This window comes from Kushneria sinocarnis (assembly GCF_003633775.1).
Classification (GTDB): Bacteria; Pseudomonadota; Gammaproteobacteria; order Pseudomonadales; family Halomonadaceae; genus Kushneria; species Kushneria sinocarnis.
The window spans coordinates 293485-306213 of the sequence record NZ_RBIN01000002.1; the positions used below are offsets into that span (position 1 = coordinate 293485).

The 12729-nt window shown below is 65.6% G+C and carries 13 protein-coding genes; 9 read left to right on the forward strand and 4 right to left on the reverse strand.

The genetic code is table 11. The features are described from left to right. Positions 1–37: 37 nt before the first annotated feature. On the forward strand, positions 38–808 hold the full coding sequence (locus tag C7446_RS03905) for an SDR family NAD(P)-dependent oxidoreductase (RefSeq protein ID WP_121171457.1): 771 nt from the start codon (positions 38–40) through the stop codon (positions 806–808). Positions 809–811: 3 nt separating this feature from the next. Here C7446_RS03905 and C7446_RS03910 read toward each other — a convergent pair whose 3' ends face one another. Next, positions 812–1351, reverse strand: a complete 540-nt coding sequence (locus tag C7446_RS03910; RefSeq protein WP_121171458.1) for a DUF2585 family protein — start codon at positions 1349–1351, stop codon at positions 812–814. Positions 1352–1510: 159 nt separating this feature from the next. On the opposite strand from C7446_RS03910, the gene C7446_RS03915 reads away from it, so the two are divergent. The 5 genes from C7446_RS03915 to C7446_RS03935 all read left to right on the forward strand — a co-directional run bounded on the left by C7446_RS03915 (position 1511) and on the right by C7446_RS03935 (position 7815). Beyond that, positions 1511–2857, forward strand: a complete 1347-nt coding sequence (locus C7446_RS03915; RefSeq protein ID WP_121171460.1) for a glycosyltransferase — start codon at positions 1511–1513, stop codon at positions 2855–2857. 190 nt (positions 2858–3047) lie between these two features. Continuing rightward, entirely contained in the window at positions 3048–4448 is a 1401-nt protein-coding gene (locus C7446_RS03920; protein WP_121171462.1) for a sugar porter family MFS transporter, read from the forward strand. Between the two features lie 129 nt (positions 4449–4577). After that, positions 4578–5771: a fumarylacetoacetate hydrolase family protein gene (locus C7446_RS03925; protein WP_121171464.1), complete on the forward strand. Its 1194-nt coding sequence runs from the start codon at positions 4578–4580 to the stop codon at positions 5769–5771. A gap of 93 nt (positions 5772–5864) precedes the next feature. Continuing rightward, entirely contained in the window at positions 5865–6740 is an 876-nt protein-coding gene (locus C7446_RS03930; protein ID WP_170149995.1) for an SMP-30/gluconolactonase/LRE family protein, read from the forward strand. Between the two features lie 43 nt (positions 6741–6783). Continuing rightward, a complete protein-coding gene (locus C7446_RS03935) occupies positions 6784–7815 on the forward strand; it encodes a LacI family DNA-binding transcriptional regulator (protein WP_121171468.1) in 1032 nt (343 codons plus the stop codon). On the opposite strand, the gene C7446_RS03940 is transcribed toward C7446_RS03935, so the two are convergent. Next, the gene (locus tag C7446_RS03940) at positions 7816–8373 is read right to left on the reverse strand and encodes a gluconokinase (RefSeq protein ID WP_121171470.1); all 558 of its coding nucleotides are present in this window, start codon (positions 8371–8373) and stop codon (positions 7816–7818) included. Positions 8374–8610: 237 nt separating this feature from the next. Between C7446_RS03940 and C7446_RS03945 the strand changes: the two genes are divergently transcribed. The 3 genes from C7446_RS03945 (at position 8611) to C7446_RS03955 (ending at position 11911) form a co-directional block, all read left to right on the forward strand. Next, complete coding sequence (locus C7446_RS03945) at positions 8611–10089, forward strand: ATP-binding protein (RefSeq protein WP_121171472.1); 1479 nt, start codon at positions 8611–8613, stop codon at positions 10087–10089. Between the two features lie 3 nt (positions 10090–10092). Next, entirely contained in the window at positions 10093–10794 is a 702-nt protein-coding gene (locus C7446_RS03950; RefSeq protein WP_121171474.1) for a response regulator, read from the forward strand. Between the two features lie 142 nt (positions 10795–10936). Continuing rightward, positions 10937–11911 (forward strand): coiled-coil domain-containing protein, encoded by a 975-nt coding sequence (locus C7446_RS03955; RefSeq protein ID WP_121171476.1) that lies wholly within the window; start codon positions 10937–10939, stop codon positions 11909–11911. 165 nt (positions 11912–12076) lie between these two features. Here the strand turns inward: C7446_RS03955 and C7446_RS03960 are convergent, their stop codons facing one another. Together C7446_RS03960 and C7446_RS03965 are read right to left on the reverse strand one after the other, a co-directional pair. Next, a complete protein-coding gene (locus C7446_RS03960; RefSeq protein ID WP_121171478.1) occupies positions 12077–12268 on the reverse strand; it encodes a hypothetical protein in 192 nt (63 codons plus the stop codon). Then, positions 12265–12516 carry a hypothetical protein gene (locus C7446_RS03965; protein WP_121171480.1) on the reverse strand — a complete coding sequence of 84 codons (252 nt, stop codon included), beginning with the start codon at positions 12514–12516 and terminating at the stop codon, positions 12265–12267. Before C7446_RS03965 ends, C7446_RS03960 begins: the two co-directional genes overlap by 4 nt. Positions 12517–12729: the final 213 nt, after the last annotated feature.

Here is a 12729-nt window from a genome sequence, read left to right on the forward strand (position 1 = left end):
CATCGCTACCCCCACTCTTCCCGACAAGGATACCCTCATGGCTTCCGAGCACGCCCTCTATCCCAGCCTGGGCAGCAAGACCGTTTTCATTACCGGCGGCGGCAGTGGTATCGGCGCCGCCCTGACCCGCGCCTTCTGCCAGCAGGGTGCCCGGGTGGTGTTCATCGATATCGCCGAGGACCCCAGCCGTCAGCTGGTCAGCGATATCGAGCGCGACACCGGCAATGCCCCCCACTTCGAGCCCTGCGACATCCGCGACATCAAGGCCCTGCAGGAGGTCATCGGCCGGGTCGAGCAGGAACATGGCGCGATCGGCGTCCTGGTCAACAATGCCGCCCGCGATGACCGCCACGACTGGCGCGAGGTCACCCCGGAGTACTGGGACGAACGCATGGCGATCAACCTGCGCCCGCAGTTCTTTGCCATCCAGGCCGTGGCACCGCAGATGGAGCGCCTCGGTGGCGGCTCGATCATCAACTTCGGCTCGATCAGCTGGAAGCTTGCTCAGGGCAACATGCCGGGCTATACCACTTCCAAGGCCGCCGTGCACGGCCTGACCCGCACCATGGCACGCGATCTGGGAACCTCCTCGATCCGGGTCAATACCGTCATTCCGGGCTGCATCATGACCGAGCGGCAGAAGGAGCTGTGGATTGCGCCGGAGGACGTGGACAACATCCTGGCCCACCAGTGCCTCAAGACCGAACTGAAGCCGGAACACGTGGCACCCACGGTGCTCTTCCTGGCAGCCGATGACAGCGCCCAGTGTACCGCCCAGGAGTATGTCATCGACGGCGGCTGGTGCTGAGCTTCAGTCGACGTCAGCGCCCAGCAGTCGCAGGGTGCCGAGTATCAGTCCGTCGCTGATGGCCAGCGACACGCTGATCTCCAGCACTGCGCCCAGCAGCAGCAGACTCCAGCCCGGCAGGCGCCAGCCGAGCAGAAAACCGAGCATGGCAAACAGCGTGTCCGCCAGCGAGTTGAGGATGCTGTCGCCGGCATAATGGGGTGCCTGGGCCGAGCGGTTGATGGCTTCGATGACCCAGGGCGCATTCTCCACCATCTCCCAGATGGCACTGCTCAGCAGTGCCATCAGGGCCCGGTAGCGCACCGGCCAGCCGGGACGCACGCGCGTCAGGACCACGAACAGCCCCATGCCGAAGATGACATGCAGCAGCGAATACCAGTCAGCGAACTGCTGGGCATTCTGCGCCGGGTCCAGTCGGCCCTGCCAGAGATGCACTTCTCCGCATGGGCAGAAGTAGCTGCGCCCCATCAGACGCAGCCAGAGCAGTTGCATGACCGGCACGGCCACGGCACAGCCCGCCAGCTGCAGATTGCGCTGGCACATTACTGCAAGCTCCCGGCCGGTGCCCGGGCATCCCGTGATCCGACTGGCTGATGTCGCGTTGCAGTCAATGTCCGAAATGAAACGCCGGCACTATGCTGCAGATGATTCCACATTGCGCTCACCTCTCGCCGGTCCCTGGCGTCGTTACGGAAAAGCACCATGGCACATCTCGCTCTGATCTGTCCGCCCTATGCCAGTCATCTGCGCGTATTCGAGAGCCTGGCAGCGCGGCTGATCGCTCGGGGACACGATGTCACCTTCCTGCTGCCACCGGGCACGACGCTTTACCTGCAGCACACCGCAGTCGATGTCTGTCTGCTCGAAACGAGCGGGTCGACACGCCCCACGCCGGGCACCGGAAAACGCCTGACCCCGGCCCTGCTGCAAACCGTTGATGAACTGCGCGCACGTACCGACGCCCTCTGCCGGCTGGCCCCGCAGCTGCTGCAGGAGCGTAACGTCGATCTCGTGCTGGGCGATCAGATGGAAGCCGGTGCCGGGCTGGTCGCCGATCACCTGCAACTGCCGCTGATCTCGATCGCCTCGGCACTGCCGCTCGACCGCGACATCGGCATCCCGCCGCCCTGGCTCGGGTGGCGCTACGATCCCACCGACAGGGGCCGCGAACACCACCGGGTCGCCGATCGCATCTCGCGCTGGCTGATGCGCCGCCACAATCGCACCATTGCCTGCTGGGCCGAACAGCTGGGGCTCGCCCCGCGATACGAGCTGCAGGACTGCATTTCCGGAGTGCAGTGCATTGCCCAGACCGTACCGGGGCTGGACTTCCCGCGTACGTCACTGAGCGCACATCTGGCTCCCGTCGGACCGATTCGCCCCCCTGTGGAAGATACCCCGCCTGCCGTGCTCGATCCTGCCATCGACCCTGCCCGGCCACTGGTCTACGCCTCCCTGGGTACGCTGCAGGGGCATCGGCTGGACATCTTCAGGCTGCTGGCCCGGGCCTGCCGCCGGCTCGACATCCAGCTGATCGTCTCGCACTGCGGCTGCCTGACCCCCGAGCAGGCCGCCACCATCGATGCCACCCGGGTCGAGGCGCAGGTGCCGCAGCCCGCCCTGCTCAAACACTGTGATATCTGCATCACTCACGGCGGCCTCAATACGGTCATGGATGCCCTGAGCGCCACTGTACCGGTACTGGCCATTCCGCTGGCCTTCGACCAGCCGGGCATTGCGGCACGTCTGGTACACCACGAGCTGGGGCTGCGGCTGACGCCGCGCCAGCTGAGCCTCCCGCGTCTGACCGCGGCCCTGACCACGCTGCTGACGCAGTCGGGCTATCGCCGCCGGGCCCTGTCCCTCAGCCGTGAAATTGCCGGCGCCGGCGGCGCCGTGGGCGCTGTCGCACACATCGAGCACATCCTGCAGACACGGGGGACCGGCCCCCGCGAGGCGCTGGCCGGGAGTGCCCTGCCGGCTACCACCGACGAGCCGGTCGGATCACTTCCCCGGCCCGAACACCTGCCTGACGGATCCGGGGCGTAATCGCGCAGCACCCGCCGGCTGCCAGCTCACGCTGCACTGCCCGGCCCGAATGGCCTCATCTCCCGACTTCCCACATCAGGCGGCATGCGCGATGTCTGCCACCAAAGTCCATGTTGAACATTTGCCGGATATGTTCAACATGAATTCAGCTTCGTCACTTCCATCCGTCCATTGAAATCCGGAGTCAACCATGACTTCTTCATCATCCTCGGTGGCCGACGACCGCAAGGCCATGCCGGTCGTCTATGTCATTGGCGCCATCGCCGCACTCGCCGGTCTGCTGTTCGGCATGGATATCGGCGTCATATCCGGTGCCCTGCCCTTCATCGAGCAGGAGTTCAACATCAGCGATCGGATCCAGGAGATCATCGTCAGTTCGATGATGTTCGGGGCGGCCTTCGGCGCCGCCGGCGGCGGCTTCTTCTCGCGCCGCTTCGGTCGCAAGCTGACGCTGGCCGTCAGCGGCATCATCTTCATCATCGGCGCCCTGACCTCGGCCCTGGCGTGGTCTCCCGAGGCCCTGATCGGTGCCCGCATCGTGCTCGGCATCGCGGTAGGCATCTCGTCCTATATCGCCCCCATCTATCTCTCCGAAATCGCGCCCGAGCGCATTCGCGGCACCCTGATCTCGTTCTACCAGCTGATGATCATGGGCGGCATTCTGGTGGCCTACCTCTCCAATGCCGCCTTCAGCTATTCCGGTGGCTGGCGCTGGATGCTCGGCGTGATCGCCATTCCCGCCGTTTTGCTGGTGCTCGGCATGATCGTCCTGCCGCGCAGTCCGCGCTGGCTGGCCAGCAGTCAGCGCGACGAAGAGGCTCGCAGCGTACTGATGCGCCTGCGCGGCAACGATCGCGAGCAGGTGGATGCCGAGCTGGGGCGCATCCGCGAGAGTCTCAACGTCAGCGATGCCGGCTGGAAGCTGTTCCGCTCGAACTCCAACTTCCGCCGCTCGGTCGGACTGGGGATGGTGCTCCAGTTCATGCAGCAGTTCACCGGCGCCAACGTGATCCTCTACTACGCACCGCGCATTCTCGGGCTGGCGGGTTATGACAGTTCCACCGAGCAGCTGTGGGGCACGGTCATCATCGGTCTGGTCATGACGCTGGCGACCTTCATTGCCATCGGCTTTGTCGATCGCGCCGGGCGCAAGCCGCTGCTCTATATCGGCTTCACCGTGATGGGCATCTGCATGGTGCTGCTCGGCGGGCTCTACGAATACGGGCTGGAGAGCGCCTTCGCCAAATACTTCGCGCTCTCGCTGCTGGGCGCCTTCGTGATCAGCTACGCGATGTCGGCTGCACCGATGGTGTGGATCCTGTGTTCCGAGATTCAGCCGCTCAAGGGCCGCGACTTCGGCGTCGCCTGTTCCACGGTGACCAACTGGGTCGCCAACATGATCATCGGCGCAACCTTCCTGACCCTGCTCAACACCCTGGGCAATGCCCACACCTTCTGGCTCTACGCCGGGCTGAACTTTGTGTTCATCATCCTGACGCTGGCCCTGCTGCCGGAAACGAAGGGCATCTCGCTGGAGCGGATCGAGCAGAACCTGATGGCTGGCAGGGCCCTGCGACGAATCGGGCGTTGACGGCGCTGGCGCCCCTGCCGGCATCATCGAGAGTGGCGGTACCCGTGCGGGGGCCGCCCTCTCCTGTCCCTTTCGTCGGACGCCCCACGCCAGCCGGCGCCGGGGTGTCGCTTCAAGGAAACCGCTGCCATGCAAGCCATCAACGCCCACGCCTGTCTGCCCGCCGATGCCGATGCAGCCACCCTGGTCGGCCGCGTCTGGCGGGGCGCCCCCATCGGCGGGCCGGCGGTGGTCGCCGTGCGCCAGGGGCGTCTTTACGACATCACCGCCCACGCCCCCACCATGGCCGACCTGCTGGAACACGACGACCTGCACGAGCTGGTACATACCGCACCGGGCGAGGATCTCGGCCCGCTGACCGCCTGGCTCGAACGGTCGATCGATGCCCACACGCCCACCGAGCGGCTGCTGGCCCCCTGCGACCTGCAGGTGGTCAAGGCGTGCGGCGTGACCTTTGCCGTCAGCCTGCTGGAGCGGGTGATCGAGGAACAGGCCGGTGGTGATCCCGGCCGGGCGCTAGAGATTCGCCGCCAGCTGCATGAGCTGATCGGCAGCGACCTCTCGAACATCACCCCCGGCTCCGCCGCGGCCATGACGCTCAAGCGCGAGCTGCAGGCGCGCGGCCAGTGGTCACAGTATCTGGAAGTCGGCATCGGGCCCGATGCGGAGGTCTTCTCCAAGGCACCACCGCTGGCATCGGTCGGCTTTGGCGCGGCCGTCGGCCTGCACCCGGCCTCGCAGTGGAACAACCCCGAGCCGGAAATCGTGCTGGCGGTCGACTCGCACGGCCGCCCGCGCGGGGCCACCCTGGGCAACGACGTCAACCTGCGCGATATCGAGGGGCGCAGCGCGCTGCTGCTGGGCAAGGCCAAGGACAACAACGGCTCCAGTGCCCTCGGCCCCTTCATCCGGCTGTTCGATTACCGCTACACCCTCGACGATGTCCGCCGCGAAAGCGTGCACATGCGCATCGAGGGCCGGGATGACGGTTTCGTCATCGAAGGCGACAGCCACATGCGCGAAATCAGCCGTGATCCGCTGGCGCTGGTCGAGCAGACCATCGGCGGTCATCATCAGTATCCCGATGGGTTCATGCTGTTCCTGGGGACCATGTTCTCGCCCACCGAGGACCGCGACGGGGAAGGCCGGGGCTTCACCCATCACCTCGACGACCGGGTGACGATCTCCACGGATCGGCTCGGCGCACTGGTCAATCGGGTCGATCGCAGCGATGCCATCGAGCCCTGGACACTGGGCATCCGTGCCCTTTACCGTCATCTGGCACAGCGCTTTCCGCCGTCCCCGGCGGTGCCCGGGCAGTAGCCTCTGCGCACGCCGGCGCTTGTCGCCATGGCGCGACAAGGCCTATTGTCAGCTGTCACAATAAGCCCATCACGGCAAATATCGGAGAGCACCATGCTGGAACAGCACATTCCCCTGCGCATGACCCTTGGCGAAGGTCCGGTCTGGGACGATCAGCTGGGGCAGCTGTTCTGGGTCGACATCACGGCAGGTGCCCTCTATCGGCTCAACGCCGAGACCGGTGAGCACGAGGTGCTGCACGTCGACGAGGCGCTGGCCTGTGTGGCGCTTCATCCCGAAGGCGGCTTTCTGGCCGGACTGCGCTCCGGCATCTGGCGCCTGGACGATGATGGCAGCAAGCAACAGCAGCTGGTCTCCGGCCCCCAGCAACCCGAACTGGCATGGTGCAACGATGCCCGCTGCGACCGCCACGGGCGGCTGTGGATCGGGACCAAGCACGCCGATGAAACTCATCCCGAAGGCGCCCTGTTCAGTTTCCAGGGGGCGCTGCAGCAGCATCTCGACGGCATCACCATTTCCAACGGTCTGGCCTTCAGCCCGGATGACGCCTGGCTCTATCACGCCGACACGCCGAGCCGGATCATCCATCGCCACCCCTTCGACATCGAACAGGGCACCATCGGCCCGGGCGAGGTCTTTGCCGACCTCAACCAGCTCGATATCGACGGTCATCCCGATGGCGCCGCCGTCGATGAGAATGGTCACTACTGGGTGGCCCTCTACGGCGGCGGTGCGGTGGCACACTTCGATGAGCACGGCAAGCTGCTCGAACGGCACCGGCTGCTGGCTCCCAACCCGACCAAGGTCACCTTCGGCGATGCCGACCGCTGCACCCTCTATGTCACCACCGCCAATCAGGGGCTGACCGAGGAACAGCTGGAAGGCCTGCCGGAGTCCGGCTCGCTGTTCTCGATGCGGGTGGAGACGCCCGGGCTACCCGATCAGCGCTATCAGCCCCTGCAGGATTGAGTCTCCGGTTGACCACTACTCGAACCATGGAGCATGTGACTGCATGACACGACGCACGCGGCGCACTTCCGGTCGTGTCACGCTTGATGATGTCGCGCGCCGGGTCGGGGTCAGCAAGATCACGATCTCGCGCGCCCTGCGTGAACCCTGGCGGGTTTCGGAAGGATTGCGACAGCGCATCCATGCCGTCATCGATGAACTCGGCTATATCCCCAACCGTCAGGCCGGCGCCCTGGCGAGCGCCCGCAGCCGCTCGATTGCACTGCTGGTGCCCTCGCTCTCCAATGCCGTGTTCTCGGAAGTCATCCGGGGGGTCGATGAGGGCTTCGCCGGCAGCGGCTATCAGGTCCTGCTGGGGCACACCAGCTACTCCCGCGAGGAGGAAGCGCATCTGATCGACACCTACCTCTCCTTCGGGGTGGACGGGTTCATCATCTCCGGCAGCCAGCATACCGACAGCGCCCGCCAGCGGCTGAGCCGCTGCGGCCTGCCGATCTGCGAAATCATGGAGCTGCCGGAGTCCCCGCTCGACATGGCCGTGGGCCTCGATCACGAAGCGGCCGGCCATGCCCTGACCGGCGCGCTGCTCGAGCTCGGCTACCGCCGGCTGGGATTCATCGGGGCCCGCATGGACTATCGCGCCCGCAGGCGCCTCGAGGGCTGGCAGCGCGCCCTGACGGAAGCGGGATTGAGCACGGCGGCCTGTCTGACCACCGAATCACCCTCGGACTATCGGCTGGGGGGACAGCTGCTGGGTGAGCTGCTGGAACAGTACCCGGCGCTGGAAATGGTCTGCTGCGTCAATGATGATCTGGCGGCAGGCGCGCTGTTCGAATGTCAGCGCCGGGGGATCAGGGTGCCCGACCAGCTCGGCCTGACCGGGTACAACGGACTGGATATCACCGAAGCCACGACACCGACGCTCTCGACCGTCATCACGCCCCGGCGGCGCATCGGTGTTGCCGCTGCCAGCCGGATGCTCTCCCGGCTGGAAGGCGACCAGGGCACGGAAGTGCTGCAGGACCTGGGGTTCGAGATTGCCCTGCGCGAGAGCACCCGCCCGGCGGGCGGGTGATCAGCTCGGCTGCGCGGAGAGCGCGCGGTCCCGGTCGATGATGGCACGCACGCCGGACTCGACGACTTCATGAAAGTCGACGTCGATATCCACGCGCATCGCCTCGGTGTCGGTCGGGCGCTCCAGCGTATCGAACTGGGTGGTCAGCATGTCGGCCGAGAAGAAGTGCTTGCGCTCCTGCATGCGGCCCAGAATCACGTTGTAGCTGCCGTCGAGGAAGAGGAAGATCAGCCCGTCATCCCCCTGCCGCAGGATGTCGCGGTAGCTGTTCTTGAGCGATGAACAGCCGATCAGGACGGTCTCGTCACGCTCCCGGTAGTCGCTGATCAGATCGCTCAGCCGCTCCAGCCAGCCGGCCCGATCATCGTCATTCAGAGGCTCGCCGCGCGACATCTTTTCGATGTTGTGCTCCGGGTGATACTGATCACCGTCGATGTAGGGGATGCCCATCCGCTCGCCGATGGCGTCGCCGATGGTGGATTTGCCACTCCCCGACACGCCCATTACCACGATGCGGCGCGACTTCTCCAGCCTGTATCCTTCGGTGCCTTGTGCCATGTTCAAATCCCTGTTGACGCGCCATGTTAGCGATAACATGGCATTGTTTCAGAGCCGCTGCGGTGTCACAAGCGACTAAGACCAATGGATAATACACCGGGTCAGAAGCCGCCCTTCGCGCCGTGACGGGCCCCCCGGCCGGGCAGCCCCGCCTCGCCCGTCAGCCGCAACACTTGCACGCTGTTTGCACGGAATGCTGACATACTCGGCCCCCTGTTCATCGACCGGAATCATCCGATGTCCTTTCGCCAGTGGTGGCGCACCACCCTCTCTCCGCTGGGACTCAAGCTGTTCAGCGTCATCGTGCTGGTCAACGTGCTGATCAGCGGAGCGCTCTATTTTACCGTCGCCCGCAGCATCGACGACGGCTTCATCGACTATCTGCGCCGCACCCAGCAGCAGCGCATCGACACGCTGACCACCACCCTTGCCGAGGGCTACCGTACCCATGGTAGCTGGGAATGGCTCACCGACAACCGGGATGCCTGGCAGCAGCTGCTGAGAGTGGCGCTGGCGCCGCGGGGCACTCAGTCACGCACCGGCGATGCCCGGCAGCCGCCCCTGCCGCCGGCACTGGGTGACCCCCGCCAGTTCGTGCTGCTCGATGAGCAGGGGCGGCGCATCATCGGCCGTTCCGGCCGGCATCAGCATGAGGCACCGACCTCGCGGGCGCCCGATGAACTGCGCTTTGCGGCCATCCGGATGGGCGGACGCCAGGTCGGTTCGCTGGGCTATCGGGCGCCCGACGGCGTGTTCAACACGATCGATCGCATCTTTTTGCACCGCCAGCTGCGCAACCTCGGCATCATCATTGTCACGCTGCTGATCAGCGCCCTGCTGCTGGCCGGAGGCCTGGCCTTCTGGCTGGGACGGCGTACCCGGGCCATGGCGCTGGCGACGCGGAGCATGGCAGAGGGCGATTACAGTGTCCGGCTGGCGGTTCGGGGACGTGATGAACTGGCCGGACTGTCGCGGGATATCAACACCCTGGCGGCATCGCTGGAGCGCGGTCGGCGCGACCGGCAGCAGTGGGTCGCGGATATCGCCCATGAGCTGCGCACCCCGCTGACGGTACTGCGAGGCGAGATCGAGGCGATCGAGGATGGCGTGCGACCGATGGACCAGCGCACTCTGGGTGCGCTGCACCAGGAGGTCGAGCAGCTCGGCCGGCTGGTGGAGGATCTGCGGCTGCTGGCCCAGTCCGATGCCCACAATCTGGCCGCACCGATGACCCGGCTCGATCTCGGCCGGCACCTTGCCGAACAGCTCGAGGAGAGTCGCGAGGCCCTCGCCCGGCACGGCCTCAGCCTGGCCCATGAACTGCCTGCCGGCATCATGATCCATGGCTCGCCCCATCGGCTGCGCCAGCTGTGGAGCAACCTGCTCGGCAATACCCGCAGCTATACCGATCCGCCCGGCCAGCTGGCGGTGACCCTGAGCTGCAGCGGGGAGCAGGCCGTGGTGGTCTGGGAGGACAGCGCCCCGGGGGTGCCCGACCAGGCGCTGGCACGACTGACCGAACGCCTGTTCCGGCTGGAGAGTTCACGCAATCGCCGCCATGGGGGCAGCGGTCTGGGGCTGTCGATCGCCAGCGCACTGACAAAGGCCCATCACGCCACCCTGACCCCGGCCCGTTCACCGCTGGGCGGCCTGCGCTGGACCCTGTGCTTCCCGCTGGCCTCGTCTGCTGCATCCCCTGCCATTACCGAGGAGTGAGTCATGTCAGACACCGTGCTGATCGTCGAGGACGAACCCAGAATCGCCGAACTGATCGCCGACTATCTGCAGGCCGACGCGATGGCGAGCCACTGGCTTGATCACGGTGACCGGGTCATGGCGTGGCTGGCCGAGCATGCGGATGCTACCAGTCTGGTGCTGCTGGACATCATGCTGCCCGGCCGCGACGGCCTCGCCCTGTGTCGCGATATCCGGGCCCGTTACCCCCGCCTGCCGATCATCATGCTGACCGCCCGGGTCGAGGAGATCGACCGGCTGCTCGGGCTCGAACTGGGCGCCGACGACTATATCTGCAAACCCTTCTCACCCCGCGAAGTGATCGCCCGGATCAGGGCGGTGCTGCGGCGCATGGCCCCCGTCGAGAACGGCGGAGCCGTGGCCAACGCCGCCCTGGCCGGCCTCACGCTCGATCAGGAGGGCTGGCGTGCACTGGCCGACAATCGTGATCTCGGCCTCACGGCGGTGGAGTTTCAGCTGCTGTGGGTCATGACCCGCTCACCGGGGCGCATCTTTTCGCGCGAGCAGCTGATGGATCGCATGTACCGCGACCACCGGATCGTCTCCGAGCGCACCGTCGACAGTCACATCAAGAAACTGCGCCGCAAGATTGCCGACATCTGGCCCGAACGCGACATCATCCACTCGGTCTATGGCGTGGGCTACAAGTACGAGCCCCGGGCCTGAGGGCCGGCCCGACCCACCGGGAGGCGGCGTTGACGATTCGCTCCTCCCTGCCTGCACGTTTCGTGCACGATCCCCGGGGATACTGGCTGCGTACACGGGCTCACCCGATTCGCGACGAGCCCGGCAAGCCGAGGAATCCCCGATGAAGAAGCTGCTACTGGCTGCGGCCATGACCACCGCCGTCACCGCCACGCTCTCGCCACTGGCGCTGGCACACGACTCAACCGCCAGCGCCGACAAAAGCAGGGCTCGCGACACGATCTACGCCAGCTGGTCGCTGAACGATCAGCAGCGCGCCCAGCTCGCCAGCGCGGATCGCACCTTTCAGCAGCGTCTGCAACAGCTGAAATCCGACAATGATGACCAGACTGATCGGGCAGCTTTCCGCAAGGCCGCGCAAATGCACCATGAAGCGCTGGCCGAAGTGCTTGATCAGGCGCAGTTGCGGGTGCTGGAAGCGCTTCATCAACGCCGGCATGCAGGCCGGATGAAGGGTGAACTGAGGCGTGCCCTGATCGCCAGCTGGCATCTGAACGACGATCAGCAACAGGCGCTGAAGCAGGCCCGCGAGCGCATGCAGCAGGATCTTGCCGAGCTGCGTCGGCAGCAGTTCGATTCACGCGCCGACAAGCGTGCCGCGTTCGAGAAGATCAGACAGGCGCAGCACGAGCGCATGGCAAAGGTGCTCGACTCCCGGCAGCTGAAGGTATGGGCAATGATGCGCCATGTCGAACTGCGCGGTCCGAAGGGCAATCCACCGCTGGCAGGCGCCCGGGCACTGGTCGAAAGCTGGCATCTCGATCGGGAGAAACAGCAGGCCTTCGATCAGGCGACCCGTGATTTCTTCGAGCAGCTGCATGAACTGAAGCGGCCGCCACACTCCACTGCCGGCAGGCCCTCGCAGGGCGACAGGCAGCAGCACCGCCAGGCGATGAAGGACGCCATCGAGCACTACCGCGACCGGCTCGATGATCTCCTCAGCCCGGCACAGCTGGCCGCGCTGGAGGTCTTCGCACCGCCTCACCACAGCGGCCGGGGCGGTCCGCATGGGCCCGGCATGAGCCCGAGGCCGCCGGCGCCCCGCGATCCGCAGCCATCCGCGGCCGACCCCTCCTGAACACACCACGGGTCGTGTTCGCCACGACCCGCATGCGGCTTTCAAGCCTCAACGCCCCGCACGGCCCAGGCTCAGGGCTTCGGGACAGTCCTCAGAGGCACCGGGGCCAACATGAAAAAAGCCGCCAAAAGGGCGGCTTTTCGGGATTCGTCCTGACCGGTACCGTCAGAGGCCCGGTCGTCGATAGGCGGTGGTCTGCCCGACCGCCATCAGCGCTTTCTCGAGGTGCAGGGTGCTGCAGCGCACTGCCTGACACCGTGAACACTGCACTTCGCCGCCTTCGCCCCGCTCCATGGGCAGCAGAAAGCAGTTGCTGCCGCAGTGCGAACAGTGCAGATCGAGGGTCATCCGCATCATGCCGTGGCCCTTCTGCTCCCCCACTGATCATTCATCGGCTGGCCTTCACGGGCCATCTGCAGCGTGAGTGTGCGCGACATGTTCAGCATCTGCAGGGCGTAGGAAGGTGAATGCGCGTCCTTCCAGTTGCCGACCGTGTCCAGGAATTCACCGCACTCCGTGCAGCTGATCTCTTCCCAGTCATCATGAACATCCAGAGGTGCCTGCTGGTTGTTGCCGCAACGGTGACACGAAACCTGATAGACCATGACGTGTACTCCTTCCCTGGCAGTGTTTGCCAGCCCGGTTCGGCTGGCGTTTGGGCATCCTTGCCCGGAGATGATCGATTTCCCTTCGACCCGGGCGCCTTCCCTGCGCCCGATGAATCCACCTTGGCACAGGCACACGTCTTGTACAAGGTTTTTACCAGAATTTTTTAAGGTACAGGTTTTGCACCACTGTAGTGCCCCCATGCACCCCGG